26 protein-coding genes are annotated in these 26116 nt (G+C 64.3%); 17 read left to right on the top strand and 9 right to left on the bottom strand.

What is annotated here, in order from left to right:
• Positions 1 to 23: 23 nt before the first annotated feature.
• Positions 24 to 389 (bottom strand): nuclear transport factor 2 family protein, encoded by a 366-nt coding sequence (locus IVB28_RS25700; protein ID WP_247529887.1) that lies wholly within the window; start codon positions 387 to 389, stop codon positions 24 to 26.
• 99 nt (positions 390 to 488) lie between these two features.
• Here IVB28_RS25700 and IVB28_RS25695 point away from each other — a divergent pair, with 99 nt between their 5' ends.
• From IVB28_RS25695 to hemC, 3 genes are read left to right on the top strand one after another with little or no spacing between them, the layout of a single operon-like run.
• Entirely contained in the window at positions 489 to 1079 is a 591-nt protein-coding gene (locus tag IVB28_RS25695; RefSeq protein WP_247529886.1) for a TetR/AcrR family transcriptional regulator, read from the top strand.
• Positions 1080 to 1133: 54 nt separating this feature from the next.
• Positions 1134 to 2759, top strand: coding sequence for a choline dehydrogenase (locus tag IVB28_RS25690; RefSeq protein ID WP_247529885.1), 1626 nt, complete (start codon positions 1134 to 1136; stop codon positions 2757 to 2759).
• 25 nt (positions 2760 to 2784) lie between these two features.
• A complete protein-coding gene (gene hemC / locus IVB28_RS25685; RefSeq protein WP_247529884.1) occupies positions 2785 to 3765 on the top strand; it encodes a hydroxymethylbilane synthase in 981 nt (326 codons plus the stop codon).
• A 175-nt stretch (positions 3766 to 3940) separates the two neighbouring features.
• Here hemC and hemE read toward each other — a convergent pair whose 3' ends face one another.
• Positions 3941 to 4975 carry a uroporphyrinogen decarboxylase gene (gene hemE / locus IVB28_RS25680; RefSeq protein WP_247529883.1) on the bottom strand — a complete coding sequence of 345 codons (1035 nt, stop codon included), beginning with the start codon at positions 4973 to 4975 and terminating at the stop codon, positions 3941 to 3943.
• Between the two features lie 107 nt (positions 4976 to 5082).
• Here hemE and IVB28_RS25675 point away from each other — a divergent pair, with 107 nt between their 5' ends.
• Positions 5083 to 5298: a hypothetical protein gene (locus IVB28_RS25675; RefSeq protein WP_247529882.1), complete on the top strand. Its 216-nt coding sequence runs from the start codon at positions 5083 to 5085 to the stop codon at positions 5296 to 5298.
• Between the two features lie 171 nt (positions 5299 to 5469).
• Complete coding sequence (locus tag IVB28_RS25670) at positions 5470 to 7374, top strand: diguanylate cyclase (protein ID WP_247529881.1); 1905 nt, start codon at positions 5470 to 5472, stop codon at positions 7372 to 7374.
• Positions 7375 to 7381: 7 nt separating this feature from the next.
• Here IVB28_RS25670 and IVB28_RS25665 read toward each other — a convergent pair whose 3' ends face one another.
• Both IVB28_RS25665 and IVB28_RS25660 read right to left on the bottom strand, forming a co-directional pair.
• A complete protein-coding gene (locus tag IVB28_RS25665; protein ID WP_247529880.1) occupies positions 7382 to 7600 on the bottom strand; it encodes a SlyX family protein in 219 nt (72 codons plus the stop codon).
• Positions 7590 to 8372: a rhodanese-related sulfurtransferase gene (locus IVB28_RS25660; protein WP_247529879.1), complete on the bottom strand. Its 783-nt coding sequence runs from the start codon at positions 8370 to 8372 to the stop codon at positions 7590 to 7592. The genes IVB28_RS25665 and IVB28_RS25660 overlap by 11 nt, the downstream gene beginning before the upstream one ends.
• A 199-nt stretch (positions 8373 to 8571) precedes the next feature.
• Between IVB28_RS25660 and ggt the strand changes: the two genes are divergently transcribed.
• Both ggt and IVB28_RS25650 read left to right on the top strand, forming a co-directional pair.
• Positions 8572 to 10158, top strand: a complete 1587-nt coding sequence (ggt, locus tag IVB28_RS25655; protein ID WP_247529878.1) for a gamma-glutamyltransferase — start codon at positions 8572 to 8574, stop codon at positions 10156 to 10158.
• A 71-nt stretch (positions 10159 to 10229) separates the two neighbouring features.
• The gene (locus IVB28_RS25650; RefSeq protein ID WP_247529877.1) at positions 10230 to 10694 is read left to right on the top strand and encodes an FKBP-type peptidyl-prolyl cis-trans isomerase; all 465 of its coding nucleotides are present in this window, start codon (positions 10230 to 10232) and stop codon (positions 10692 to 10694) included.
• A gap of 182 nt (positions 10695 to 10876) precedes the next feature.
• Here IVB28_RS25650 and IVB28_RS25645 read toward each other — a convergent pair whose 3' ends face one another.
• Positions 10877 to 11095, bottom strand: a complete 219-nt coding sequence (locus IVB28_RS25645; protein WP_247529876.1) for a CsbD family protein — start codon at positions 11093 to 11095, stop codon at positions 10877 to 10879.
• Positions 11096 to 11223: 128 nt separating this feature from the next.
• Here IVB28_RS25645 and IVB28_RS25640 point away from each other — a divergent pair, with 128 nt between their 5' ends.
• The 3 genes from IVB28_RS25640 (at position 11224) to IVB28_RS25630 (ending at position 12814) form a co-directional block, all read left to right on the top strand.
• Positions 11224 to 11730, top strand: a complete 507-nt coding sequence (locus IVB28_RS25640) for a cupin domain-containing protein (RefSeq protein WP_247529875.1) — start codon at positions 11224 to 11226, stop codon at positions 11728 to 11730.
• 128 nt (positions 11731 to 11858) lie between these two features.
• Positions 11859 to 12287 (top strand): VOC family protein, encoded by a 429-nt coding sequence (locus tag IVB28_RS25635; protein WP_247529874.1) that lies wholly within the window; start codon positions 11859 to 11861, stop codon positions 12285 to 12287.
• A gap of 38 nt (positions 12288 to 12325) precedes the next feature.
• Positions 12326 to 12814, top strand: a complete 489-nt coding sequence (locus IVB28_RS25630) for a VOC family protein (RefSeq protein ID WP_247529871.1) — start codon at positions 12326 to 12328, stop codon at positions 12812 to 12814.
• Positions 12815 to 12956: 142 nt separating this feature from the next.
• Here the strand turns inward: IVB28_RS25630 and IVB28_RS25625 are convergent, their stop codons facing one another.
• Complete coding sequence (locus IVB28_RS25625; protein WP_247529869.1) at positions 12957 to 14117, bottom strand: hypothetical protein; 1161 nt, start codon at positions 14115 to 14117, stop codon at positions 12957 to 12959.
• 2 nt (positions 14118 to 14119) lie between these two features.
• Complete coding sequence (locus tag IVB28_RS25620; RefSeq protein WP_247529866.1) at positions 14120 to 14821, bottom strand: FecR family protein; 702 nt, start codon at positions 14819 to 14821, stop codon at positions 14120 to 14122.
• A gap of 51 nt (positions 14822 to 14872) precedes the next feature.
• Between IVB28_RS25620 and IVB28_RS25615 the strand changes: the two genes are divergently transcribed.
• Positions 14873 to 16303: a glycosyltransferase family 39 protein gene (locus IVB28_RS25615; RefSeq protein ID WP_247530169.1), complete on the top strand. Its 1431-nt coding sequence runs from the start codon at positions 14873 to 14875 to the stop codon at positions 16301 to 16303.
• Between the two features lie 48 nt (positions 16304 to 16351).
• Here the strand turns inward: IVB28_RS25615 and IVB28_RS25610 are convergent, their stop codons facing one another.
• Positions 16352 to 16993, bottom strand: coding sequence for an OmpA family protein (locus tag IVB28_RS25610; RefSeq protein ID WP_247529865.1), 642 nt, complete (start codon positions 16991 to 16993; stop codon positions 16352 to 16354).
• Positions 16994 to 17547: 554 nt separating this feature from the next.
• On the opposite strand from IVB28_RS25610, the gene IVB28_RS25605 reads away from it, so the two are divergent.
• From IVB28_RS25605 to IVB28_RS25595, 3 genes are all read left to right on the top strand, one after another.
• Positions 17548 to 17784: a hypothetical protein gene (locus tag IVB28_RS25605; RefSeq protein ID WP_247529863.1), complete on the top strand. Its 237-nt coding sequence runs from the start codon at positions 17548 to 17550 to the stop codon at positions 17782 to 17784.
• 118 nt (positions 17785 to 17902) lie between these two features.
• Positions 17903 to 18148, top strand: coding sequence for a hypothetical protein (locus tag IVB28_RS25600; protein ID WP_247529862.1), 246 nt, complete (start codon positions 17903 to 17905; stop codon positions 18146 to 18148).
• A gap of 102 nt (positions 18149 to 18250) precedes the next feature.
• Positions 18251 to 19417 (top strand): crosslink repair DNA glycosylase YcaQ family protein, encoded by a 1167-nt coding sequence (locus IVB28_RS25595; RefSeq protein WP_247529861.1) that lies wholly within the window; start codon positions 18251 to 18253, stop codon positions 19415 to 19417.
• 84 nt (positions 19418 to 19501) lie between these two features.
• On the opposite strand, the gene IVB28_RS25590 is transcribed toward IVB28_RS25595, so the two are convergent.
• Positions 19502 to 19948, bottom strand: a complete 447-nt coding sequence (locus tag IVB28_RS25590) for a DUF2809 domain-containing protein (RefSeq protein ID WP_247529860.1) — start codon at positions 19946 to 19948, stop codon at positions 19502 to 19504.
• Positions 19949 to 20026: 78 nt separating this feature from the next.
• Here IVB28_RS25590 and IVB28_RS25585 point away from each other — a divergent pair, with 78 nt between their 5' ends.
• The 3 genes from IVB28_RS25585 (at position 20027) to IVB28_RS25575 (ending at position 26115) form a co-directional block, all read left to right on the top strand.
• A complete protein-coding gene (locus IVB28_RS25585) occupies positions 20027 to 21370 on the top strand; it encodes an MFS transporter (protein WP_247529859.1) in 1344 nt (447 codons plus the stop codon).
• Positions 21371 to 21604: 234 nt separating this feature from the next.
• Positions 21605 to 22711 (top strand): efflux RND transporter periplasmic adaptor subunit, encoded by a 1107-nt coding sequence (locus tag IVB28_RS25580; protein ID WP_247529858.1) that lies wholly within the window; start codon positions 21605 to 21607, stop codon positions 22709 to 22711.
• Between the two features lie 266 nt (positions 22712 to 22977).
• A complete protein-coding gene (locus IVB28_RS25575) occupies positions 22978 to 26115 on the top strand; it encodes an efflux RND transporter permease subunit (protein ID WP_247529857.1) in 3138 nt (1045 codons plus the stop codon).
• Position 26116 lies beyond the last annotated feature (1 nt).

Raw genomic sequence — 26116 nt, 5'->3', positions numbered from 1 at the left:
GTGAGTTTCAAATGGCTGAAGGATCACCGCCCTAGCTGTTTCGGATCGTAATAGAACCGCTCTTCGATCAAATGATCGCCTCGCCACGTCTGCCATGCGATCTCGTCCAACGTTCGGATGATCCCTTCGGCGTTGGTGAAGCTGAACTTCCAGCGGGTCGCCACATGGTCGCCCTCGATCAGGCTCGGCCCGATGCGGACGGCCTTGACCTCCCTGGATGCTGCAAGCACGCCGCGTTCTTTGGCGACGAGCTTGTCCCGCCCCACCGTCGGCTCGGCATTGTTCTCATAAGTCGCGGCATCGGGCGCGTAAAATTGCTCGATTGCGCCGATGAAATCTCCCGCCTCCAGCTGCTTGGCAAAAGCTTCGACAATGTCACGGCTCGGCATGGTGCACCTCACGATAAAACCGACTGATAGTCGGTAAATACCGACCGACAGTCGAAAAGTCAACTGGCGGCCCGCGCACCATTGCTTTAGACGATATTCATGGCGAAACAGGCGGAGCGGCGGGCGGCGACATTGGAAGCGATCCTGACGGCGGCACGCCGCCTGTTCGGGGCGCAAGGCTTTGCCGCCACCACCATGGACGAGATCGCGGACGGAGCCCGCATCGCCAAGGGCGCGGTCTATCATCACTTCAGGAACAAGGAGGCGGTGTTCGAAGCCGTGTTCGACCAAGTCTCGCGCGACCTCGTCGTGGAGATCGACGGTGCCGCGCGCGCCGAGAAGGACGTGCTCGCCGCGATGGTCGCCGGCACCCAGCACTACTTTGCCGCAACCGCGAAGGGACCGACAGGCCAGATCATCCTGCGCGACGGCCCGGCCGTGCTCGGCTGGGAGCGCTGGCGCGAAATCGACGCCAAGCATTTTGGTGGCAAGCTGCCGCGCGCGGTCGCAGCGGCCATGGATGCCGGCCTGATCGCGCGCCAGCCGGTCGAGCCGCTGGCGCGGCTGCTGCTCGGCGCGGTGACGGAGGCCGCGGTCGCCTGCGCCGGACGCACGGATATCGCAAGGGCAGGCGCGGAATATGCCCGTGCGTTCAAGTCGCTGGTCGAGGCGCTGCGCGTGCGGGAATGATTGTGCTAAGTCACGAAACGGAAACGTCCACCGCAACAAGAAGACTAGCAACAGATGACCGCAAACTCCTCTCTCGCACCAAGCGATCCCGAATTCGACTACATCATTGTCGGCGCCGGCTCCGCCGGCTGCGTCCTCGCCAATAGACTCTCGGCGAACGGCAAGCACAGCGTCCTGCTGCTCGAGGCCGGCCCGAAGGACTCCAACATCTGGATTCACGTGCCGCTCGGCTACGGCAAGCTGTTCAAGGAGAAGACCGTCAACTGGATGTACCAGACCGAGCCGGAGCCCGAGCTGAAGGGACGGCAGGTGTTCCAGCCGCGCGGCAAGACGCTGGGCGGATCGAGCTCGATCAACGGTCTGCTTTATGTCCGTGGCCAGCATGAGGACTACGACCGCTGGCGCCAACTCGGCAACACCGGCTGGGGCTATGACGACGTGCTGCCCTATTTCAAGAAGGCCGAGAACCAGTCGCGGGGGGCCGATCAGTATCATGGCAGCGGCGGTCCGCTGCCGGTGTCCAACATGGTCGTGACCGATCCGCTGTCAAAGGCCTTCATCGACGCTGCGGTCGAGACCGGTCTGCCGTACAATCCTGACTTCAACGGCGCCACGCAGGAAGGCGTCGGCCTGTTCCAGACCACGACGCGCAACGGCCGCCGCGCCTCGACCGCGGTGGCCTATCTCGGCCCGGCAAAGACCCGCGGCAATCTCAAGATCGAAACTGGCGCGCTCGGCCAGCGCGTGCTGTTCGAGGGCCGCCGCGCCGTCGGCGTCCAATACCGCCAAGGCGCGAACCTGCGCCGCGCCCGCGCGCGCAGAGAGATCGTGCTGTCGAGCGGGGCCTACAACTCCCCGCAGCTGCTGCAGCTCTCCGGCGTCGGCCCCGGCGACCTCCTGCGCAAGCACGGCATCGATGTCGTGCTGGACGCGCCGGGCGTCGGCCACGATCTCCAGGATCACATGCAGGTCCGCATCGTCATGCGCTGCTCGCAAAAGATCACGCTGAACGACACCGTCAATCATCCGCTTCGCCGCACCATGGCCGGCGCGCGCTATGCGCTGTTCCGGAAGGGCTGGCTGACCATCGCGGCCGGCACCGCCGGCGCGTTCTTCAAGACCAGCCCGCGGTTGGCCTCGCCCGACATCCAGGTGCATTTCCTGCCGTTCTCGACCGACAAGATGGGCGAGAAGCTGCACGATTTCTCCGGCTTCACGGCGTCCGTCTGTCAGCTTCGCCCCGAAAGTCGCGGCAGCTTGCGCATCCGGAGCGCCGACCCGACGGTGCCGCCGGAGATCCGGATCAACTACATGTCGACCGAGACCGACCGCAGCACCAACGTCGAGGGCCTGAAGATCCTGCGCAAGATCCTGAATGCGCCGGCGATGAAGCCGTTTGTTGTCAGCGAGTACGATCCCGGCGCGAAGGTATCCACGGATGCCGAGCTATTGGATTATTGCCGCGAGCGCGGCAGCACCATCTACCATCCGACCTCGACCTGTCGTATGGGCAACGACGCGCTCGCCGTGGTCGATCAGCGATTGAAGGTCAGGGGGCTCGAAGGCCTTCGCATCGTCGACGGCTCGATCATGCCGGACCTTGTCTCGGGCAACACCAACGCGCCGATCATCATGATCGCCGAAAAGGCCTCCGACATGATATTGGAGGATGCGCGGTAGTCTCGCGCAGTGAAAGGACGACAGCTTGACTATTCGACTTCGGATCGGCACCCGCAAGAGCGCGATGGCGCTGGCACAGACGGAAGAGATCGCGCGCCGCCTGACCGCCGCGGTGCCCGGTCTCGACGTCGAGATCGTCAAGTTCGACACCACGGGCGATCTTGACCAGACCAGCAAGCTGTTGCCGCATGGCGGCAAGGGCGGCGCCTTCGTGGCGCAGATCCGCGCCGCCGTGTTGTCGGGCGAGCTGCACGCGGCGATGCATTCGCTGAAGGACATGCCGGGTAATGAGGACACGCCGGGCCTCGTCATCGGCGCCACGCTGTCGCGCGATCCGGCCAGTGACGCGCTGGTGTTGCGGGACGGCGTAACACTGCAGGCGCTGCGCCAGTCCCGCGGCAAGGGCTTGAAGATCGGCACCAATGCCGTCCGCCGCGCTGCCTATGCGCGACGGCTGTTTCCCGACGTCGAGATCATCCACTTCCGCGGCGCCGCCGACACGCGCGTGCGCAAGCTCGACAATGGCGAGAAGCAGCGCCTGCCGGATGGCGGCGCCGTCGGCCCGGCCGACGCGCTGATCATGGCGCGCTCGGGCCTCGACCGCGTCGGCCTCGCTAGCCGTATCGCCTACGAATTCTCGGCGGTGGAGATGCTGCCCGCGGCGGGGCAGGGCATCGTCGCCGTCGAATGTGCTGCGCAGGACTGGCAAACGCGAAAAATCCTGTCGTCGATCGACGATCCTGCCGCGCATGCCAGCGCGGACGCCGAGCGCGAGGTCTTGTGGGTGCTGAACGGCCACTGCAATTCGCCGGTGGCGGCCTTCTCGACCATCGCCGGCGGTCAAATGTCGCTTGCCGCATCGGTGCTCGATCTCTCCGGCAATACCATGATCGAAACCTCGCGTGCAGGTCCCGCCAATCGCCCGCGCGAGCTCGGGCGTGCCGTGGGACTGGATCTGCTGGGTAAGGGCGCCGCCGAGATCATCGAGCGCAGCCGGCCGCGCTAGCTGCCTTACGAAACGATCATTGCTGGGACGATGGCATTCTGCGCCTGTTTTGCCCGACGCGTCAAACGTGCGTCTGAGCCGCGTGATGCACGCCCAGCTTTATCAATGACTTGTCTACTGTGCATGGGGTTGTTTTCGCGTTTTATGTTTTCCGCCCCTTAGGAAGGGGGACGGATTAGCCCCGCACGCGCTTGATCATCTGCTCGACATGGGCAATCGGCGTTTCCGGCTGGATGCCGTGGCCGAGATTGAAGATCAGGCGACCTTGCGCAAAATTGGCCAGCACGTTGTCGACCGCGCGGTCGAGCGCGGCGCCGCCTGTGATCAGCACCAGCGGATCGAGATTGCCCTGCACGGCGACCTTGCTCTGAACGCGCTCGCGGATGAAGGCCGGCTCCGCGGTCCAGTCGATGCTGACCGCGTCGACGCCGGTCGCTTCGACATAACCTGGCAGCTGTGCGCCGGCACCGCGCGGGAAGCCTATGATCTTCGCGTCCGGCATTTTCGCCCGCACGCCCTCCACGATGCGCCGCGTCGGTTCGACCGACCAGCGCGCGAATTCGGCCGGCGGCAGCACGCCGGCCCAGGTGTCGAAGATCTGCAAGGCATCGGCGCCGGCGGCGAGCTGCGCCAGCAGATATTCGATCGAGCTCTCGACCAGGACGTCGATGATTTTCGCGAACGCCTCCGGATGCCGGTAGGCCATCATCCGTGCCGGCCCCTGGTCGGGCGTGCCCTGGCCGGCGACCATGTAGGTCGCGACCGTCCACGGCGCACCGCAGAAGCCGATCAACGCGATCTTCGGATCCAGCGCGCGGCGCACGAGCTTGAGCGCCTCGAACACCGGCGCGAGTTTGCCGAGCTCGGCGCGCGGTGCCAGCGTCGCGACCTTTGCGGGATCATCCAAGGGATCCAGCCGCGGACCCTCGCCAACCTCGAACCGCACCGAGCGGCCGAGCGCATAGGGGATCACCAGAATATCCGAGAAGATGATCGCAGCATCGAAGCCGAACCGGCGGATCGGTTGCAGCGTCACCTCCGCCGCAAGCTCGGGGTTGAAGCAGAGATCGAGGAAGCCACCGGCCTTGGCGCGCACCTCGCGATATTCCGGCAAATAGCGGCCTGCCTGCCGCATCATCCACATGGGCGGGATGCTCTGGCGCTGGCCGGAGAGCACGTCGATGAACGGCTTTTTTGCAGATTGGGGCACAAATAGTCCTGAACAGGGTTATGGCACCTGATACACCGCCTCGGCCCGCAGCGGAACAGGGGAACCAAGCGCAACAGGGCCGCGTTGACCAGCCGATGGAGGACATCATGGCTGAGACATTCAATCCCGCGCCGCATGACAAGCACGCCGACGATCTGCACGAAGCGCTCGCTGCCGACCGCCAGTCTAAGCTCGACGCCGGGCTGAAAGACACGTTCCCAGCGTCCGATCCCGTGAGCGCCACCCAGCCGACGCCCTCGAAGGCCGATGCGGATGCCGACAATCCCTCGCTCTGGGCCAAGGTTAAGGCCATCTTCAGCTAGCGGAGGGCGACGCCGGATTCCGATCGGCTTGCTAATATCCTGTTAGCGATGCGCTGATCCTTGCGTCCGTACGACTACGGAATACCGGCACATCGCGGCCGATTCCGGTGGTACTTTCAGGGTTCAATAACAGAAGCGGCAGAGGTTCCGAACGTCGGAGAACCTTGCTGCATGAATGCTGCTACCCAACGAGCTGGATGGAGCCGCCTGCCGCTACGCGCGGCGGCATTCGTCGCGCTGACCTGCGCGACCATCCTTGGCGTCAGCGGCTGGCGCGAATGGGCCGCGCGCGATGCGGTGCTCAGGGGTGCCGAGACCGAGATGGCGAACGTCGCCCGTTCGCTCACCCAGCATGCCGAGGACAGCCTCGATCTCCTGGATTCCGGCGTCGTCGGCGTCGTCAGCCGGCTGGAGATGGACGGCGCCGGGCCTGCCACGATCGCAAAGCTGCGCACCCTGCTGGATGCGCGCAAGAAGGCGATCGAGCGCATTCACAGCCTTGCCATCATTGACGACCAGGGCAACTGGCTGACCTCGCCCGGCACGATCGCCTCGACCCTCACTGACGATGCCTTCTTCCGCTATCACCAGCTTTCCCCCAAGCGCGAGGCCCATGTCGGCCGCCCCGTGAAGAGCTTGCTCGATGGCGAATGGGTCGTCACCCTGTCGCGCCGCTTCAACAAGCCGGATGGCAGTTTCGGTGGCGTGGTGCTCGCCACGATCAGCTCGAAATATCTTTCGCATTTCTACGAGCAGTTCGAGATCGGCCGCAACAGCTCTGTGTCGCTCACCCATGGCGACGGCCTGATGATCGCGCGCAACCCCAGCAACGACAAGTTCGTCGGCCGCAGCGTCGCCGACACCCCCCTATTCCGCGACGCCGGCCTGCAAAAGTCGAGCGGCGCTTATCATTTCAAGTCGCCGCTGGACGGCGCCGAGCGCGTTAGCTTCTTCAAGCGCAGCGGCCGCTATCCGCTTGTCCTGCTCGCCACCGTCGACAAGGCCGAACTGCTCGCCCCCTGGCGCGCCGCCGCAATCTCCCGCATGCTCTACGTCATCGCGCTGGTGATGCTGATTGCGGTCATCGGTGCCGTGCTGGTGCGGCAGTTGCAGCGGGGCCAGCGCATGGCTGCGGCCCTGGTTGAGAAGGAGGCGCATTTCCGCCTGCTCTCGGAAGGCTCCAGCGACATGGTGACCCGCATCGGGCTCGACGAGCGGCTGCGCTATGTCTCGCCCTCGTCCGCGCGCGTCGTCGGCTGGCGCGCCCCTCAATTGCTCGGCACGCCGGCGCTGGCAGGCATCAATCCGGAGGATCTGCCGGAGGTCCAGGCGGTCGTCGACGCCATGAAACGCGGCGAGAGGGAGGAGGCGCGCCTCACCTACCGCAACGCGCACCGGCAGAACGGCGAGGTCTGGCTTGAATCGACCATGCGGGTGACGCGCAAGGACAATGGCAGCGTCGACGGCGTGGTCGCGATCTCCCGCGACATCACCGAGCACAAGAAGCTGGAAACCAGGCTCGAGACGCTTGCGATCGAGGACGGCCTCACGGGCCTTGCCAATCGCCGCCGCTTCGACGAGCGGCTGAAGGAGGAATGGGCGCGCGCCTATCGCGACCGCTCCAGCCTCGCTTTGCTGATGATCGATGTGGATCAATTCAAGGCCTATAACGACGAATACGGCCATCCCGCCGGCGATGCCTGCCTGCGCCTGGTCGCAAAGATCGTCGCGGCCGAGACGCAACGCGCCGACGATCTGGCGGCGCGCTATGGCGGCGAGGAATTCGCCATGCTGCTGCCGAACACCGATGCCGCCGGCTGCGCCCGGGTCGGGGAACGGATCCGCGCTGCCATTCACGGGGCCGGCCTCGTTCATGCCGGCAGCCCGACGTCTGGATGCGTCACCGCCTCGGTCGGCGGTGCGACCTGCCGGCCGGCGCTGGAGCGCACGGCCGGGGTGACCTCGCTGGTTGAAGCTGCCGACCGGGCGCTCTACGCCGCCAAGGACGCAGGCCGCAACCGCCTGATGATGTCCGGCGAGCTCGTGGACCTGCTGCCCAAGGCATCCGGCCAGTAAGACTGGCTCAATAGTGCGGCGGAGGCTCGTTGGCAGCTCCGGGCGCATTCGCCTCGGCCTCCTGCAGCCGCTCGCCGAGCTCTGCGATCTTCCGCGTCAGCAGATCGATCTGCTTCCACTGCGCAGTGATGGTCTGGTTCAGCGTCTCGATCGTGTCGTCCTGGTAGGCGAGCCGCGTTTCCAGCGTGTCGATGCGCTCGCCCAGACTTTTGATCTCATTCGTCACGGCCTTGCTCCATATCTTGTTCGAGCAAGCTCCGCTCGCGCAAACCGTGGCCAAGCGCGACGCGCTCGTCGAACACGAAGCATTCGCCGCGCCAGCGGCTCTGCGCCTCTGGCACCTCTTCCAGATATTTGAGGATGCCGCCCTTGAGGTGATAGACCTCGGCAAAGCCGCGCGCGAGCAGATGCGCGCTCGCCTTCTCGCAGCGGATGCCACCGGTGCAGAACATCGCGATCCTGCGATGCTTTGCTGGATCCAGCGCAACTGCGGCAAAATCCTTGAATTGGCCAAAGCTCCTGATGCCGGGATCGACGGCGCCCTCGAACGTGCCCATCGCGACCTCGAAGGCGTTGCGGGTGTCGAGCAGCAGCGTGTCGGGTGCAGAGATCAGCGCGTTCCATTGGCTCGCATCGACGTAGTTGCCGACCTGGCGGGTCGGATCGGCAGCCTCATCGCCGAGCGTGACGATCTCCTTCTTCAGGCGCACCTTGAGCCGCCCGAACGGCATCGCTCCGGCGGCCGAGAATTTCAATTCGAGATGGTCGAGCCTGCCGCCGAAAATATCGCCGTGCGCCAGCTCATGAGCGAGGGCATCGATCGCCTCCGGCGCACCGGCGAGGGTGCCGTTGATGCCCTCCTGCGCCAGCAGCACGCTGCCTTTCAGCTTCAGGCCGGCGCAGAACGCACGCAGCGGCTCGCGCAGCTCGCGGCAATCCGGGAGGGCGGCGAATTGATAGAAGGCGGCGACCTTGGTGAGCGAATTCGGATCAGACATGGCGGCTCGTTTAGCAGGCGATCGCCGCTCGGAAAACCCGCATAGTCGCTGGCCTCCAAAAGCCTATACGTCCAGCGGATGGCAGCCATTTCCCTGGTATGCCAGGATTGCCCCGGCCAGCCGGAATGTGTCATGTAGACCCGGTTTTTCCTAAGACGGCGCGGCGCGCGCATCCACCGCCAAGAGAGCAAGAAATTCGATGAGAAACTTTCATTTCCCCGGCAGGTCTACGGTCCACGCCACCAACGCGATGGTGGCGACCTCGCACCCGCAGGCTTCGCTCGTGGCGATCGAGGTGCTGCGTGAGGGCGGCACGGCGGTGGATGCCGCGGTTGCTGGCTCGGCCCTGCTCGGCGTGATCGAGCCGCAGTCGACCGGTATTGGCGGCGACTGCTTTGCGCTGATCCAGCCGCGGGGTGAGGGCAAGATCATCGCCTATAACGGCTCCGGCCGCGCGCCGAAGGCGGCAAACGCCGACTGGTATCTCGAACGCAAGATCAACTCAGTGCCGTTGACCTCGGCGCATGCGGTTTCGATCCCCGGCGTGGTCGATGCCTTCGCGACCGTTTTGCGCGATCACGGCAAGTTCGGTTTCGACCGGCTGCTCCAGCCCGCGATCAAGGCGGCGGAGGAAGGTTACGTGGTGGCGCCTCGCATCGCCTTCGACTGGAAGAACCAGTTCGAGAAGCTGAAGGGTGGCACCAACACCGTGCGTTACTTGTTGCCGGGCGGCGAGCCGCCGGTGGCCGGCGACGTCATCCGACAGGCCGAGCTCGGCAAGACGCTGCGCGCGATCGCCAAGGACGGCCGCGATGCCTTCTACAAGGGCGAGGTCGCGGAAGACATGGTCGAGACCCTCAGGGGAATTGGCGGGCTGCACACGCTCGACGATTTCGCTGCGCATACCACCGAAGTGACCTCGCCGATCGGCACCTTGTACAAGGGCTACGACGTCTGGCAGTGCCCGCCGAACGGACCCGGCCTCACCATGCTGCTGATGCTGAACATCCTGTCGCGGTTCGACCTGACGCAATACGCGCCGCTCAGCATCGAGCGTTTCCATCTCGAAGCGGAAGCCGCGCGCATCGCCTACATGCATCGCGAGCTGCATGTCGCCGATCCTGACCATATGCAGGTCGAGGTCGCCAGGATCCTCGCCAAGGAGTTCTGCGACGAGCACATCGCCAACATCCGCATGGACGGCATGCTCGACCTGCCGAACGTTGCGCCGCCGATGAATCCCTCGACCATCTACATCACCGTCGTGGACAAGGACCGCAACGTCTGCTCGTTCATCAACTCGATCGCGCATTCGTTCGGCTCGGCGATCGTCTCGAACAAGACCGGCGTCTTATTGCAGAACCGCGCCGGCGGCTTCCGCATCCAGCCCGGCCACCCCAACTGCATCGCCGGCGGCAAGCGCCCGCTGCACACGATCATGCCGAGCTTGCTCACAAAGGCCGGCCGCTCCGTGATGCCGTTCGCGGTGATGGGCGGGCAGTACCAGCCGGTTGGTCAGACCCATGTGGTGACCAACATTCTCGACTATGGCTGCGACGTGCAGGAGGCGATCGATATGCCACGCGGCCTGCACTACGAGGGCCAGTATCAGCTCGAGGACAGCGTCCCGGCTGACATCGTCGAAGGCCTGAAGAAGCTCGGGCACAAGACCACCAGCGTGGTCGGCCCGCTCGGCGGCGCCCAGGCGATCTGGATCGATTGGGACAAGGGCACGCTGACCGGCGGTTCCGATCCGCGCAAGGACGGCTGCGCGCTGGGATATTGATCTTCGACTGAGGGGTGGAAACCGCGTCGGCGTTGCGCTAGACACCTTCCGCCTCAAACGGAAGGTCTGTTATGCAGCGTCTCCAGCGCGTGCTCCTCGCCATCATGTCGGCACTTGCGATCACCATGATCAGCAGCGTGTCGCATTTCGTTTCCACCACGGCCTCGGCCCAGACCGCAGGAAAGACCATGACCACAGCTTCAGGCTTGCAGATCATCGACTCCACGGTCGGCACCGGTGCCTCGCCGCAGGCCGGTCAGACCTGCGTGATGCACTATACCGGCTGGCTCTATGAAAACGGCCAGAAGGGCAAGAAATTCGATAGCTCCGTCGATCGCAAGGAGCCGTTCGAATTCCCCATCGGCAAGGGCCGCGTCATCGCCGGCTGGGACGAGGGCGTCGCCTCCATGAAGGTTGCCGGCAAGCGGACGTTGATCATTCCGCCGCAGCTCGGCTACGGCGCCCGCGGTGCCGGCGGCGTGATCCCGCCGAATGCAACGCTGATGTTCGACGTGGAATTGCTCGCGGTGAAGTGACGGCGCAGCGTCATTCCGGGATGGTCCGAAGGACCAGACCTCAGGTGGGCAATTGCGCACCCGGGAATCTCGAGATTCCGGGTTCGGTGCTCTCGCACCGCCCCGGAATGATGGTGCCTTCGAAAGCGCATAGAAAAAGACCGGCCTTTCGGCCGGTCTCTTCGTTCGCAAACTCGCTTGCGTTATTCCGTTGCGCGCTTTGTCGCTGCGGCTGCGCGATCCATCGCATCCTTCGCGGCGTCCTTGGCGTCGCCCATGGCCTGCTGGCCCTTGCCCTTCACTTCCTGGACTGCGCCTTCGCCCTTCATGCGGTCGGACCCGGTGGCTTCGCCGATGCCCTGCTTGGCCTTGCCCATTGCCTCGTTGGTGGCGCCCTTGATTTTATCGGTGGTGCTGCTCATGAAATTCTCCATCCGGTTTGCTCGCAAGGACAACGCCCGACTTCTGTGGGGGTTCCGATTTTGGGTATGGCCTGATAGGGCCGCTTTGGTTAGTTTGTTGCGCGCGGAACTAGCAGAAAGTAAATCCAATGAACGGCCATGATCACACGCACCATGATCACGATGATGACGAGCGCTGGAAACATGATGGCGTGCGCGTCATCCCCGGCAATCAGCTCGATACCAATGTTCCGTCGACGGCGGGCATGGACCGCGCCGCCGCGATCAATTTCGCGCGCGTCGGCGCGCAGAAATTGTGGGCCGGCACCGTCAGCATCAAGCCGGATGCTAAGACCGGCGCGCATCATCACGGCCATCTCGAAAGCGTGATCTATGTGGTGAAGGGCAAGGCGCGGATGCGCTGGGGCGAGAGCCTGCAATTCACCGCGGAGGCAGGCCCCGGCGATTTCATTTTCGTCCCGCCTTACGTGCCTCACCAGGAGATCAACGCCAGTCCCGACGAGGTGCTGGAATGCGTGCTGGTGCGCAGCGACGGCGAGGCGGTGGCGATCAACCTCGACATCGAGCCGGTCGAGAAGCCCGAAACGGTGCTGTGGATCGACCCGGTGCACCGCGATCCGAACGAGAAGAAGTGAGGCTGCCTCAACGCGCCGGGCTCGGTGCGGCAGAACCTCGCAGGCGGGGTCCGAAAAATAATCGAAAAGCCGTGTCGGATGGCAGCTTGGTCGTCCGTCCTTGGGCAGACCCGCCCAAGGAGCCTCCGATGCCCAAGATGATCTTCGTCAACCTGCCGGTGACCGACCTCAAGCGCGCGACCGCCTTTTACGAGGCGATCGGCGCGGTCAAGAACCCGCAATTCTGCGATGACACGGCGAGCTGCATGGTCTTTTCCGAGACCATTTTCGCCATGCTGCTGACCCACGACAAATTCCGTCAGTTCACGCCGAAGCCGATCGCGGATGCCAAGACCTCGAATCAGGTCCTGTTCTGCCTGTCCGCGGACAGCCGCAGCGAGGTCGACGATATCATCGGCAAGGCCGCGGCTGCCGGCGGCGTGGCTGATCCCAGTCCGAAGGACGAATACAGCTTCATGTACGGCCGCAGCTTCGAGGATCTCGATGGTCACATGTGGGGTGTGAACTGGATGGATCTGGCGGCAGCCCCTCCGCAGCCCGCCATGGCGACTGCCTGACCGCCATCCGCCGAACGCTAACTGAAGAGGAGCATCCGATGTCCAAGCTCGTGCCCTGCATGTGGTTCAACGGCGATGCCGAGGAAGCCGCGAAATTCTACGTCTCGCTCGTTCCGGATTCGGCGATCACGCACGTCCAGCATAATGTTTCGGAGAACCCATCCGGAAAGGAGGGCTCCGTGCTCGTCGTCGAGTTCACGGTGGCCGGCCAGCCGCTGGTCGCGCTCAACGGCGGGATGAAGATGGAATACACCCACGCCATCTCGCTGATGATTCACTGCGACGACCAGCCCCAGGTCGATCACGTCTGGAATGCGTTTCTGGCCCATGGCGGCAAAGAAGAGAAATGCGGCTGGCTCAGGGATCGCTGGGGCGTAGCCTGGCAGGTGGTGCCGAAAGTGATGTTCGAATTCCTCTCGAGCCCCGACAAGGCTGCCGCCGCGCGTGCCATGCAGGCCATGATGAAGATGGTCAAGCTGGACGTTGACGTGCTGCGGCGTGCGTTCGAGGGCAAGTCGGCCGCGTGAGGCGGTGGCGGTTCGGCGTAAGGCGGCGCTCCTCATCCTGAGGAGCTTGCGCAGCAAGCGTCTCGAAGGATGAATGGCCAAGCTGCCAAAGCGGGGCTGCATGGTTCGGGACGGCGCTCGCGCGCCTCCTCACCATGAGGAATTAGTAATTGATCCGCAGCCCCACGCCGCCGTGGATGGTGTTGCCGACCGGCTGCGGGCCCAGCGTGCCGTTGGCGAAGAGATCCACGACCCAGCCCTTTTGTACGCGGAAGCCCAGGCGGCCGCCATATTCGAACCAGCCCTGGTTGCCCATGGTCGGCACCACCACGCCGTTGCCGGTCACGGTGGCGACGATGCCGCTGCGGCTCGCGAACGACTGCACCCAGCCACCATTGATGTTGGCCTCGATGTTGCTGCCGTAGAGATGCGTCCATTGGCCGCCGATCTTGACCAGGCTGGTGCGGTCGGTGCCGGTCGCGATGGTGGCGTCGAACGGATTGAAGGCCACCGCATTGTCGCTGTACCCGGACACGCGCTGCCAGAGCTGCCAGACCTCGATCGAAGCTGCGAGCTCGTCGCGCGGCGACACGCGGCTCATCCAGCCGGCGCGGCCGTAGACCGCGTAGTTCGAGGCGTTGGTCGAGCTCGTCACGCTTACCGGACCGAGACTGGTGTTGTAGCTGCGGGTATAGCGCGCCTTCTCCCATGGTGTCAGGATCGTTCCGACATCGAAGAATGGGCGCGAGGAGCCCCAATCTGTGAAGTCGTAGCGCAGCGCGAACGCACCGATCGGTGCGCTCGTGATTTTGTAACCGCCTTCGTTGTAGTGCGTGTAGGCGAGGCCCGCGAGCAGCGACAGATTATTCGTCAGCTCTTTGCGGCCGTGGATGCCGGCCGAGAACGAGCCGGCCGAGCCGAACGCGCTGATGCAGTCGCTGCAATTGACCTGCTCGTTGACGCCGAGCAGGACCGTGCCGAGCACCCGGTTGGTGATCATCTGGTTGAAGCGCTGGTTGGCGAGGCCGCCGATCGAATTGCCGCTGGAATCCGCGCCGGTCGGCGTCGGCGTCGGGCTCGGCGAGGATGACGGATAGGGGCTCGGCGACGATGACGGGTAGGGGCTGGGCGAGGGGGAGGGCGACGGCGAATATGTCGGCGTTGGGGACGGTGAATAGCTCGGGTAAGGCGTCGGCTCGCCGCATTCGGATCCACACGTCGCCTGGGCTGCGGCCGGACGAACATCGAACGCGACATACGCAAGCGCAGCGGCCAAGGTCAGAAGCCCCGCAAGGATAAAGCGCTTCAAGCAGAGCTCCACCATCGTCAGCGCCCGCACAGCATGCCGTCGTCCTGGACGGCCGGCGTGATGGTCGGCGAGGCACCGGCGTACTGGTTCACCGCGCACAACCCGGCGCTCGCTGCACAGTTGGCGGCGAAGGTCCAGGGCGGCGTGTTGGACTTGGTGATGCTGACCTTGCCGCCGGTCGATGTGATGATCGCGGTGTCGCCCGGCTGAGTGAGTTGCACGCACTGAGAGCTCGTCGTGCAGACGCTGGCCGCGCCGTCCTGAAGCACGACGACGGAGCGCCCGCGCTGCGAGAGGATGTCGAGCGTGGTGCCGCGCACGCCGATGGTCGCGAGCGGCGTCGTGATCTTGTAGGCCGTCTTCTCGGAGTGTCCGGTGACGAAACGGAATGCGCCGGTGGTCATGCGGATCGCGACGTCGCGATAGCTGTGCTCGTCGTTGAACACGGTGCGGTCGAGCTTGAGTGTCGCGCTGGGGCCCAGTGACAGGTTGGTGCTGTCGGCCATCACGAAGCGCGCGGCGCTGTCGGCCCCGGTGCGCACGGTTTCGTCGCGCAGCATGCTGTCGCCGACACTGATCGGCGTGGATGTCGCGGCCACGCGCACCACTTCGTTCTGGATCAGGACGGCTTCGCCGACGCGCGTCTGCGCCAGCGCGCACGGCGCCGCACATAACGCGGCTAACAACAGGGTGGGGAGAAGCCAGAAACGCAAATTCATTTCGCAACCGATCGATTTGTCCCTGATCGTACCGGATCGCGCATGCTTGCGATGTGGCGGAATTATCACAAGCAGCGCGGGACGTGCGCTATGCTTAGTGACAGTTGCGGCAGAATGCGTTCAATGAAAATCGCGATCTCTTTTTTTGTCCGCGGTGACGCAAATTTGCCACGCAAAACATCCCCACAGCAGCCGCTTGAGCCGTCCGCAGTTCCAAAGATGTCGCGGAGCGCAGTCATTTCTGTCGCGATCTTCCTGGTCGCCCATCTCGCGTTGCTGATCGGACTGACGACGCCGGACAAGTTCGTCTTCGACGAGGTGCACTATGTGCCGGCGGCGCGGCAGATGCTGGCGCCGGCCATGTCGCAGCCGATGCTCAACCCGATGCACCCGCCGCTGGCCAAGGAGCTGATCGCGGCCTCGATCGCGGCGTTCGGCGACAATGCGTTCGGCTGGCGCTATCCCGCGACCTTGTTCGGCGCATTGGCGATCGTCGCGATCTATCTGTGCGGCCTCGCACTGTTCTCGGCGCAAGGACCGGCCATCGCGGCGGCGCTGATCGCGGGGTCGAACCAGATGCTGTACGTGCAGGCGCGCATCGCCATGCTCGATATCTTTGCGCTCGCCTTCGGTCTGCTCGCGACCGCAGCCTTCATGCATGGTTTTCGACGAGAGCGGCCGCAGGCGCTGTTCGCGCTCGCCGGCGGCCTGTTCGGTCTGGCCGCAGCCTGCAAATGGAGCGGCCTGTTTCCGCTCGGCGTCTGCATCCTCATCGTCGCGGTGATCCGTCTGATGCAGGGCTGGCGCACGCTGTTCGCCGACGCCAAGCCGGACGACTGGTATCGGCCGGACCTCTGGCCCAGCTTCAGGCTGCATCATGTCGCGCTGTGCTTCGCCGTCTTGCCCGGCGTGGCTTACCTTGCCGCCTTCGTTCCGCTCTACGGCGTGTCGCTGCCGGACCTGATCGAGGCGCAGCGCCGGATCTTCGCCGACAACACGACGACTGCGATCGCCGGCCACACCTATATGAGTTCGTGGCCGTCCTGGCCGCTGCTCGCCCGTCCAGTCTGGTTCCTGTTCGACAAGGGCGCGGAGGACAACGTCGCCGCGATCGTCTTTCTCGGCAATCCGCTGGTGCTGTGGCCGGCGCTGATCGCGCTCACTGTGGTGCTGCGCGACTTCATCGTGGCGCGGCGCTGGGATGCCTTCCTGATCGCGGCGTTCTATTTCGGGCCGTGGCTCGCCTGGGCGTTGCTGCCGCGCACACTGGGATTCATCTACTATTACCTGCCGGCTGCCACCGCGGCGTCGCTCGCGCTGGTCTATGTTTTGCGCCGGGAGGGGCTGCCGCGTTGGCTGCTGTGGGTCTATGTCGGCGTCGCCGCGGCCGGCTTTGCGACCATGCTGCCGGTTTCCGCAGCTTTCGTCGGCACTTCCATGCGGACATTCGGCCGGCTGATGCTGTTTCAGAGCTGGATATGACACTGCCGCCTGCCGGGGCGGCAGGCGGCGTGCTTCGTGACCTTGCGGTCATTTCGACGCGGTCTTGGTGTCCATGTTCACGACCTGGACGCGGCGGTTGATCGGGTCGGCGCCGTTGGCGGCGTCCTTCAGCTTGGTTTCGCCGTAACCGACGGTGACGACATCGGTGCCGTTCAGGCCGTAGTTTTGCACCAAATACTTCTTGATGGTGTCGGCGCGCCGCTCAGAGAGCCCTTGATTGTATGCTTCGCCACCGGTCGCGTCGGTATGGCCGGCGACCACGAAGGTCGAGCCCTTGAGCGCCGGATCGGACAGGGCCTTGCCGAGCGCCTGCACCGAGGCCATCGAGGTCTTGGCGATGTCGGCCGAGTTGTAGTCGAACTGGATCTCCAGGTCGATCTTCGGCTTGGTCGCGGCGAGCTCGGCGATCTGCTCGCGCTCGCCGGTCGAGAGCGACCGCGTGGAGCGGTTGCGCACGGTGTTCAGGAAGCTCGCTTCCTTGGCCTGCACGGCCGTGTCGGCCTGCGGACCGACGGACAGGCCGCGGGTCGCCGGCTTTGGCTTCAGAGCATCCAGGATCTTGTCGGTGGAGACGCTGTTGTCGCCGGCCAGGGCCAGGCCCGCGGTCATCGACAGCGCCGCGGTGAGAGTCATCGCCTTCAGTCCAAAGAACTTATCAAAACGGGTCATTGTCATATCCTCGGTGTTACGCCTGATAGCGATTTGATGCTGCGAGCCTAAAGCAGGTTCAAAGGCCCTGATGTGATCTTGGTCACGGAGGCGACAGACGCTTCCAGGCCCATCCAGCGCATTCCGGACGTTCCGGGCGGCGGACCGGCGCATTTCGCGGCCGCTTCGGGAACAGGGACCGATCGCGCCAACAGAATTGGTCGTGCTGCCCGCGGCGTGGTTCATGCAGCGGGGGCCGCCCCTGTGATTGAAATCACGTTGAGCTGCGCGAGCCCATTCCCCGGTGTCGCGGGGAGGCGGTCAGCCAGAGATTGCGACTTGACGAGGCGCGGGCAGACTTGGCTGAAACCTCTGCACACCGATCGTCGCAATGCCGTCGCCGCATGGCCCGTTCGCGAACAACAAATCGGCCAGATGCACGCCTAGCGGGATGTTTGCCCGCCATCGTGAATGAAGGAGCCGAGTTCCGACCAGTGCCGAGGCCAAGTGATTATCAGCGTGATTACCAGTCCTATCGCAGTGGCCCGCCGGATCGGACAGTGCTCCTGAATTCGATGCCCATCTATATCGGTGCAGCCATGATTGCGGTGGCGATCCTGCTGTCGACGCTGATCACGGGGCTGACCTCCCGCTATGTCGGGATCGAAGGGCCGACCGACGATAATGTGTGGCTGGTCGACCGCCTCACCGGCAACGTCTATCGCTGCCAGGCGGAGGGGCGCGGCAGGGCCTTCTGCGAGCCGGATGTCGCCACGGGCAGCGTCGGGGAGCGCCCAAAAGCCGCACGCTGATAGCGGGCTGGCGCTGCGGCGCAGCAACGAAATGTCTTCTCCCTGAAAACTTGTCGCTGAAGAATGGTTCTCGTGTGGCCGGCATAGCGCCGGTTCTGTTTCAGGGAGGAAACATTCGATGAAGATCTTGCTTTCGGCCGTTCTGCTCGCCGCGTTCGCAGCCTCGCCGGCTTCCGCAGCAAAGATGCAGCCCTGTACGGGCGAGGCGATCGGCAAGTCGCTGACCGCGATGGGAACCGTGGATTCGCCGGCCAAACAGGGGATGGCCAAGGAAATGGCTTCAGCCAACTCCGAGATGAGCAAAGGCAATATGCGCGGTGCCTGCAAGCACTACATGAAGGCGCAGAAGATGAGCGCGAAATAGCTGAGCGTTCGTTGACCGGCCGCGCTGTCAGCAGATGGCAGCGCGGTTTTCTTTGTCTCTATTGTTTGCCTCGCCGCGAATCCCGCTACATTGCCTCCTGCAATGTCACGCCCGCCCAAACCCCTTCCGATCACCGCGACACAGGCCCGGCAGATCTGGCTGCACGCCCAACGGCTGGATCAGCGCACGCCGTTCGGCGACGGAGCGCAGGCCGTCACCGACGCGGTCGCTCATCTCGGCTATGTGCAGATCGACACCATCAACGTCATCGAGCGCTGCCATCATCATATCCTGTTCAGCCGGATCCCGTCCTATCGCCGCGCCGATCTGCGCCACGCCCAAAGCGTCGACAAAACCGTGTTCGAATATTGGACGCACGCGCTCTCTTACGTTCCGGCTGACGACTTCCGCTTCTTCCTCCCGGCGATGCGCGAGCACCGCCGCGAGGGGCACAAATGGTTCGCCTCGGTGAAGCCGGCCGACACGCGCAAGGTGATGCGGCTGGTGCGCGCCGGTCCGCTGACGATCCGCGACATCGAGGATGACGTGCTCACCGAGAAGGAGCATCTGTGGCAGAGCCGCAAGCCTTCGAAGCGGGCCTTGCAACTCGCCTTCTATACCGGTGCCGTGACCATCAGCGAGCGGCAGGGCATGCTCAAGACCTACGAACTGACGACGCGTCATTTCGGCTGGGACAAGCTGCCGAAGCCCGCGTCAACGAAGGAGATCACGGCCTATGTGCTCGACCGTGCGCTGCGCTCGCAAGGCGTGGTGAGCCTCGATTCCATCTGCCACCTCGACGCGCCGCGCAAGAAGGCGGTCGCGAGCCTGATCGCCTCCCGGGTCCGTCGCGGCGAGCTGCTGCCTGTTGCGATCGATGGCGCCGGCAAGCAGGAGCATTGGGCGGCGCCGGCCTTGCTCGAGACGAACGGTCAGGCGATCTCGCCTGATCTCGTCCACATCCTCTCGCCCTTCGATCCCCTGATCATCCAGCGCAAGCGCACCAATCTCATCTTCGGTTACAACCACCTGTTCGAGGCGTATGTGCCAAAGGCCAAACGCAGGCTCGGCTATTTTGCGCTGCCGGTGCTGGTCGGCGACGAGATCGTCGCCGCGCTCGACCTGAAGACGGACCGGCAGGCCAAGAGGTTGCTGATGCAGAAATGGACCTGGGTCGGGCAGGGGAAGAAGACGGCAGGGCGCAAGGAGCTCAAGCGGGTGATCGAGGACGAGCTTGATAGGTTCGAGCGGTTTCAGCTGGCGGAGTGAGTTGCAAAACACCGGTCTGGTAGGGTCGGCAAAGCGAAGCGTGCCCAAGCCTGTCTCACGTGGAGAGAAATCGTGGGCACGGCGCTAAGGCGCCTTTGCCCAACCTACGAGAGCGCGCATCCCGGCGAGCCGGTCGATCCAGACGCCGAACACAATCCCGACAGCGTAAGCGACCAAATTCCACGGCGAGAAGATGCGCCCGAGCAGCAGCGCGCCGGCCGTCGCCAGCCGGAACGCATCAAGCCATGGCGTGTGCACCAGGCGGGAGAACTCGACCACGACCGCAATCACCGCCGCGATGGCCGAGAGTTGGTTGCGCGACAGCTGCGGCAGCAAGACCCCCGCCAGCAGAAACACCATCGTGGCCCACAACAGCGAGCCGCCATACTTCACGACGAATGCAGGCAGGCCGAGTGGAAAGCCGTACCAGCGCAGCGACAGCCCGCAGACGATCACCGCGAAGGCGAGGGTGGCGCGGATCAGCGATGTCCGTACCAGCGCAACAGCTTTATCCGGCTGCGTCCGGTGCATTGCTCGCTCCATTGACTCTCTGCCCGCGATGCTCAAAACCGCTAACCAGCCCACAAAAGCAACAACCCGGGGGAAGCCATGAGCCAGACCACCACCTATGCCGGTTCCGCCGGCGGTGCCAAGAACGTCAACAAGAGCGAAATCGAGACGTCGACGATTCGCGCCATCTCATGGCGTCTGATTCCGTTCCTGGTGCTGGCCTACTTCTTCTCCTATCTTGACCGGGTCAATCTCGGCTTTGCCGCGCTGACCATGAATGCGGACCTGAAGTTCACGCCACTCATCTTCTCCTGGGGCGCCGGCATCTTCTTCATCGGCTATTTCATCTTCGAGGTGCCGAGCAATCTGGCATTGGAGAAATTCGGCGCCAGCCGCTGGATCGCCCGCATCATGGTGACCTGGGGCATCATCTCCGCCCTGATGGCGCTCGTTAGCGGCGTGACGAGCTTCTACGTCCTGCGCTTCCTGCTCGGTGTCGCCGAGGCCGGCTTCTTTCCCGGTATCATTCTCTATCTCACCTACTGGTATCCGGCCGAATACCGTGCCCGCTTCCTTGCGGCCTTCGCGATCGCCGTGCCGGTCTCGACCGTCATCGGTGCACCGGTCTCCGGCCTGCTGCTCGGGCTCGACGGCATGATGGGCCTGAGGGGCTGGCAGTGGCTCTTCATCATCGAGGGCATTCCTTCCGTGCTGCTCGGCATCGTCACCTGGTTCTACCTCACCGACAGGCCGGAGAAGGCGGGGTGGCTCTCGGCCGAGCAGAAGGCCTGGCTCAAGGCCAAGCTCGATTCGGAGATCGCGGCCAAGCAGGCGGTGAAGCATTTCTCGCTCGGCGAAGCGCTGTCCTCGCCCAAGGTGATCGCGCTCAGCCTGATCTATTTCGGGTTCGTCGGGGCGCTTTACGGCATGCAGTTCTGGCTGCCGCAGATCGTCAAGGCGTTCGGGCTGACCAATGCGCAGACCGGCTTCGTGACCGCGATCCCATATCTGTTCGGCACCATCGCCATGATCCTGTGGGCGCGGCACTCCGATGCCATGCGCGAGCGCGTGATGCATGTCGGTGCGCCGCTGCTGCTCACCGCCGTCGCGCTCGCCGTCTCCAGCTATCTCACCGATCCCACCATGACGATGGTGGTGCTGACGGTCGCGGCGATCGGCGTGTTCTGCTGCTTCGGTGTGTTCTGGACTCTGCCGACGGCCTGGCTTTCCGGCACCGCGGCCGCCGGTGGCATCGCGCTGATCAACTCGATCGGCAATCTCGCTGGCTTCGGCGGTCCTTACCTGATCGGCTGGGTGAAGGAAGCCACCGGCCAGACCTCCACCGGCCTGCTCGTGCTCGCGGTGCTGCCGCTGCTCGCCGGCATTTTGGTGTTCGTGGGCGGTCATGACAGCAAGCATGAGTTCGCCGACCAAGGGCGATAGAGGGTTCTGCGAAGGGTGGGCAGGGGCTCTTCGCTCCGTGCCCCGCATATTGCCCGTCAAGGGAAGAGGTGGTGGCCACGCTGCGCCTCACTACCCTACCATTATACCTTATCGGCTGCCACCCCCGACCCTTCTCACCGGTAACGATCACGCATTCCTGATGACTGACGATTATTGACTTTTATCAGTGATTAGTCGACATTCCTCTCATTCGAGATGCAGGAGTGTCCTTCGATGTTCGTTCGGTCGGTTTTGTCGAGCTATTCCAGGCTAATGGCAGGCGTATCGCTGGCCCTGATGGCGGCTTCGCTGGCCGGGTGCAATGACACCGTCGCCCAGAAGGCCGAGCCGCCGCGGCCGGTTCTGGTCGCAACCGCACATTATGATGCCGAGACCCCGGAGCGCAGCTTCGTCGGCACCGTCAGGCCGCGGATCGAGAGCGACCTTGGTTTTCGCGTCGCCGGTAAAGTTGCAAAGCGTCTCGTGGAAGTCGGCCAGACCGTCGAGATCGGCCAGCCGCTCGCCACCCTCGACGGGATTGACCTGAAGCTCCAGGCTGAGCAGGCGCTGGCTGAACAGACCGCGGCAACCGGCGTGCTGGCCCAGGCCGCCGCCGCCGAGCAGCGCGCCAAGGACCTGAAGGCCAAGGGCTGGACCACGGACGCGCAGATGGATTCGAGCCGGGCCGCCGCGGACGAAGCCCGCGCGCGCCTGAACCGGGCCGAGCGCGCGCTCGAACTGAGCAAGAATTCCCTTTCCTACGCGACGCTCAACGCCGACGCCCGTGGCGTCGTCACCGCAACGCTGATCGAGCCCGGCCAGGTGGTCGCCGCGGGCCAGGCTTCGATCCGCGTCGCCCGCTTTGCCGAAAAGGAAGCGGTCGTCGCGATTCCTGAGACGCTGGTTGGACGCGCCAAGTCGGGCGTCGCCAGCGTCACTCTGTGGTCCGAGCCGGGCAAGAAGTACACGGCCAAGCTGCGCGAGATCGCGCCGGCCGCCGATCCGGCCACGCGCACATATCTGGCAAAGTTCTCGCTGCCCGAGGCCGACGACAAGGTCGCGCTCGGCATGACTGCGACTCTGACGCTGTCGGACGCCGCGACCGAGCGCGTTGCACGGCTGCCGCTGTCGGCGCTGTTCAACGAAGGCGGCAAGCCGTCCTTCTACGTCGTCGATGACAACGGTGCGCTCACGCTGAAGCCGGTGACGGTGAAGTCCTACGAGAGCGGCGACGTCGTCATCACCAACGGCGTGGAAGAGGGCGCCAAGATCGTTGCCCTCGGCGTGCAGAAGCTCGATCCGGGCCAGCGGGTGCGGATCGTGTCGTCGCTGTCTTTTTAACTTTCGTCATTCCGGGGCGATGCGAAGCATCGAACCCGGAATCTCGAGATTCCGGGCCTGGTCCTGCGGACCATCCCGGAATGACGAGAAGAGTGAGTTCCCTCGTTGCGAGGCGAGTTTCGGCCCGAGCGCAAATGCGAAGGCTGAAGCGGCGAAGCGATCCAGAATCTGCCCAGCCCCCTGGATTGCTTCGCTGCCTCGCGATGATGGTTTGAACAGAGTGGCTGTCGTTTTTTGGCAATTGGATTGTTTTTTCGGAGAGAGCGATGAAGCGCTTCAACCTTTCGGCCTGGGCCGTCAGCCATCCGACGCTGGTTCTCTTCCTGATGATCATGCTCGGCGTCGCCGGCTTCTTCTCCTATGAGAAGCTCGGCCGGGCCGAGGATCCGTTCTTCACGGTGAAGGTGGTCAACGTCTCCGTGATCTGGCCGGGCGCGACCGCGCAGGAAATGCAGACGCAGGTCGCCGACCCCATCGAGAAGAAGATCCAGGAGCTGCCCTATTTCGAGAAGGTGCAGACCTATTCCAAGCCCGCCTTCACAGCGCTCCAGGTGACCTTCCGCGACTCGACCCCGCCCAAGGACGTGCCTTATCTCTTCTATCTGCTGCGCAAGAAGCTGGTCGACGTGCAGGGCCAGCTGCCCGCAGGGATTCTCGGACCCGTCGTCAACGACGAGTTCTCCGACGTCGATTCCATCCTCTATATGATGACCGGCGACGGCGCGGACTATGCCCAGCTCAAGAAGGTCTCGGAAGGCTTTCGTCAGCGCCTCCTCAAGGTGCCGGGCGTGACCAAGGTCGACGTCTACGGCAATCAGGACGAGCGTATCTTCGTCGAGTTCAGTCACGCCAAGCTCGCCACTCTCGGCATCACGCCGCAGGCGCTGTTCGATTCGCTCGCCAAGCAGAACAACGTGACGCCGGCCGGTACGGTCGAGACCTCGTCGCAGCGCGTGCCGCTGCGCGTCACCGGCGCGCTCGACGGCGCCAAGGCCGTCGCCGAAACGCCGGTCGAGAGCAACGGCCGCGTGTTCCGCCTCGGCGACATCGCCACCATCACCCACGGCTATGTCGATCCGCCGAGCTTCGTCGTCCGACAGGAAGGCAAGGCCGCGATCGGCATCGGCGTCGTCACCGCCAAGGGCGCCAACATCCTCGATCTCGGCAAGGAGGTCGAAAAGGCGACGGCCGACTTCATGAAGGCGGTGCCGCAGGGCGTCGATGTCAAGCTGATCGCGGACCAGCCCAAGGTGGTCGAGCACGCCGTCGGCGAGTTCGTGCACTCCTTCATGGAAGCGCTCGTCATCGTGCTGTTTGTCTCGTTCCTGGCACTGGGCTGGCGCACCGGCATCGTGGTCGCACTCTCGGTGCCGCTGGTGCTCGGCATCGTCTTCGTCGTCATGAACATGATGTCGCTTGACCTGCACCGCATCACGCTCGGCGCGCTGATCATCGCGCTCGGCCTGCTCGTCGACGATGCCATCATCGCGGTCGAGATGATGGTGGTGAAGATGGAGCAGGGCTGGGACCGCATGCGCGCGGCGTCGTTTGCCTGGGAATCGACTGCGTTTCCGATGCTCACGGGAACGCTGGTTACGGCCGCTGGCTTCCTCCCCATCGGCTTTGCCAATTCGGCGGTCGGCGAATATGCCGGCAGCATCTTCTGGATCGTGGCGATCGCGCTGGTCGCCTCCTGGTTCGTGGCGGTGATCTTCACGCCCTATATCGGCGCCAAGCTGCTGCCCGAGATCAAGGTGCACCACAACCACGATCCGCACGCGGTCTACGAGACCCGCATGTACCGCGGCCTGCGCGCGATCGTGCAATGGTGCGTCAACCACCGCATCACGGTGGTGGTTGCGACGGTCGGCGTCTTCATCGCCTCGGTGGTCGGCTTCGGTCACGTCCAGCAGCAGTTCTTTCCGCTGTCGGAGCGGCCCGAGCTGTTCCTCCAGCTGCGCCTGCCCGAGGGCACCGCCTTCAATGTTACGGAGAAGTCCGTGAAGAAGGCCGAGACGCTGCTGAAGGACGACAAGGACATCGAGACCTATACGTCCTATGTCGGCCAGGGCTCGCCGCGCTTCTGGCTCGGCCTCAATCCGCAGCTGCCGAACGAGGCCTTTGCCGAGATCGTCATCGTCGCCAAGGGCGTCGAGGCCCGCGAGCGCATCAAGGCCAAGATCGAGGGCGCGGCTGCAGAAGGCTTCTTGTCCGAGGCGCGCGTGCGCGTCGACCGCTTCAATTTTGGACCGCCCGTCGGATTCCCCGTCCAGTTCCGGGTGATCGGCCCCGATGCCAACAAGGTGCGCGATATCGCCTACCAGGTGCGCGACGTCATGCGGCAGAACAAGAGCGTCAAGGACGTCCAGCTCGACTGGAACGAGCAATCGCCCTACCTCAAGCTCGTCGTCGACCAGGACCGCGCCCGCGCCATGGGCCTGACCCCGCAGGACGTCTCACAGGCGCTCGCGATGCTGATCTCGGGCGCGCAGGTTACGACCATCCGCGACGGCATCGAGAAGGTGGCCGTGGTCGCCCGTGCGATTCCGTCCGAGAGGCTCGATCTCGGCGGCGTCGGTGATCTCACCATCACCTCTCGCAATGGCGTTGCCGTGCCGCTGCAGCAGATCGCCAAGATCGAATACTCTCACGAGGAGCCGATCATGTGGCGGCGCAACCGCGACATGGCCATCACCGTGCGCTCCGACGTCGTCGACGGCGTGCAGGCGCCCGACGTCACGGGCCAGATCACGCCGAAGCTGAAGGCGATCACCGATCACCTCGAGCCGGCCTACCGCATCGAGGCGGGCGGCGCGTTCGAGGAATCCGCCAAGGGCAACGCCTCGATCTTCGTCCTCTTCCCGCTGATGGTCATGGTGATGCTGACGCTCCTGATGATCCAGCTTCAGAGCTTCTCGCGCCTGATCCTGGTGTTCCTGACCGCGCCGCTCGGCATCGTCGGCGCCTCCTTTGGCCTCAACGTGGCCAATGCCCCGTTCGGCTTCGTGGCGCTGCTCGGCCTGATCGCGCTCGCCGGCATGATCATGCGCAACACGGTCATCCTGGTCGACCAGATCGAGACCGACGTCTCCCACGGCATGACCCGGCGTGAGGCGATCGTGGAGGCAACGGTCCGCCGCGCCCGTCCGGTGGTGCTGACGGCGCTCGCCGCGATCCTTGCCATGATCCCGCTGTCGCGCTCGGCCTTCTGGGGCCCGATGGCGATCACCATCATGGGCGGCCTGTTCGTCGCGACCTTCCTGACGCTGCTGTACCTACCCGGCCTCTATGCGCTGTGGTTCCGGAAGAGCCTGGACGAGGCGGGCACCCCCGAGCAGCCTGCCGCGCCGCAGCATGGGAGCAATGACCCGCACGCTATTCCGCTTGCTGAAGCAGCTGAATAAG

Source organism: Bradyrhizobium sp. 199, from assembly GCF_023073355.1.
Classification (GTDB): domain Bacteria; phylum Pseudomonadota; class Alphaproteobacteria; order Rhizobiales; family Xanthobacteraceae; genus Bradyrhizobium.
This window is presented reverse-complemented; position numbering and strand designations above follow the sequence as displayed.

What these genes read in the sequence shown, in the direction of transcription:
- IVB28_RS25700 (WP_247529887.1), bottom strand. Translation starts at nt 389, where the DNA reads ATGCCGAGCCGTGACATTGTCGAAGCTTTTGCCAAGCAGCTGGAGGCG.
- IVB28_RS25695 (WP_247529886.1), top strand. Translation starts at nt 489, where the DNA reads ATGGCGAAACAGGCGGAGCGGCGGGCGGCGACATTGGAAGCGATCCTG.
- IVB28_RS25690 (WP_247529885.1), top strand. Translation starts at nt 1,134, where the DNA reads ATGACCGCAAACTCCTCTCTCGCACCAAGCGATCCCGAATTCGACTAC.
- IVB28_RS25675 (WP_247529882.1), top strand. Translation starts at nt 5,083, where the DNA reads ATGGCTGAGACATTCAATCCCGCGCCGCATGACAAGCACGCCGACGAT.
- IVB28_RS25670 (WP_247529881.1), top strand. Translation starts at nt 5,470, where the DNA reads ATGAATGCTGCTACCCAACGAGCTGGATGGAGCCGCCTGCCGCTACGC.
- IVB28_RS25660 (WP_247529879.1), bottom strand. Translation starts at nt 8,372, where the DNA reads ATGTCTGATCCGAATTCGCTCACCAAGGTCGCCGCCTTCTATCAATTC.
- ggt (WP_247529878.1), top strand. Translation starts at nt 8,572, where the DNA reads ATGAGAAACTTTCATTTCCCCGGCAGGTCTACGGTCCACGCCACCAAC.
- IVB28_RS25650 (WP_247529877.1), top strand. Translation starts at nt 10,230, where the DNA reads ATGCAGCGTCTCCAGCGCGTGCTCCTCGCCATCATGTCGGCACTTGCG.
- IVB28_RS25645 (WP_247529876.1), bottom strand. Translation starts at nt 11,095, where the DNA reads ATGAGCAGCACCACCGATAAAATCAAGGGCGCCACCAACGAGGCAATG.
- IVB28_RS25640 (WP_247529875.1), top strand. Translation starts at nt 11,224, where the DNA reads ATGAACGGCCATGATCACACGCACCATGATCACGATGATGACGAGCGC.
- IVB28_RS25635 (WP_247529874.1), top strand. Translation starts at nt 11,859, where the DNA reads ATGCCCAAGATGATCTTCGTCAACCTGCCGGTGACCGACCTCAAGCGC.
- IVB28_RS25630 (WP_247529871.1), top strand. Translation starts at nt 12,326, where the DNA reads ATGTCCAAGCTCGTGCCCTGCATGTGGTTCAACGGCGATGCCGAGGAA.
- IVB28_RS25625 (WP_247529869.1), bottom strand. Translation starts at nt 14,117, where the DNA reads ATGGTGGAGCTCTGCTTGAAGCGCTTTATCCTTGCGGGGCTTCTGACC.
- IVB28_RS25620 (WP_247529866.1), bottom strand. Translation starts at nt 14,821, where the DNA reads ATGAATTTGCGTTTCTGGCTTCTCCCCACCCTGTTGTTAGCCGCGTTA.
- IVB28_RS25615 (WP_247530169.1), top strand. Translation starts at nt 14,873, where the DNA reads ATGTGGCGGAATTATCACAAGCAGCGCGGGACGTGCGCTATGCTTAGT.
- IVB28_RS25610 (WP_247529865.1), bottom strand. Translation starts at nt 16,993, where the DNA reads ATGACCCGTTTTGATAAGTTCTTTGGACTGAAGGCGATGACTCTCACC.
- IVB28_RS25605 (WP_247529863.1), top strand. Translation starts at nt 17,548, where the DNA reads ATGCCCATCTATATCGGTGCAGCCATGATTGCGGTGGCGATCCTGCTG.
- IVB28_RS25600 (WP_247529862.1), top strand. Translation starts at nt 17,903, where the DNA reads ATGAAGATCTTGCTTTCGGCCGTTCTGCTCGCCGCGTTCGCAGCCTCG.
- IVB28_RS25595 (WP_247529861.1), top strand. Translation starts at nt 18,251, where the DNA reads ATGTCACGCCCGCCCAAACCCCTTCCGATCACCGCGACACAGGCCCGG.
- IVB28_RS25590 (WP_247529860.1), bottom strand. Translation starts at nt 19,948, where the DNA reads ATGCACCGGACGCAGCCGGATAAAGCTGTTGCGCTGGTACGGACATCG.
- IVB28_RS25585 (WP_247529859.1), top strand. Translation starts at nt 20,027, where the DNA reads ATGAGCCAGACCACCACCTATGCCGGTTCCGCCGGCGGTGCCAAGAAC.
- IVB28_RS25580 (WP_247529858.1), top strand. Translation starts at nt 21,605, where the DNA reads ATGTTCGTTCGGTCGGTTTTGTCGAGCTATTCCAGGCTAATGGCAGGC.
- IVB28_RS25575 (WP_247529857.1), top strand. Translation starts at nt 22,978, where the DNA reads ATGAAGCGCTTCAACCTTTCGGCCTGGGCCGTCAGCCATCCGACGCTG.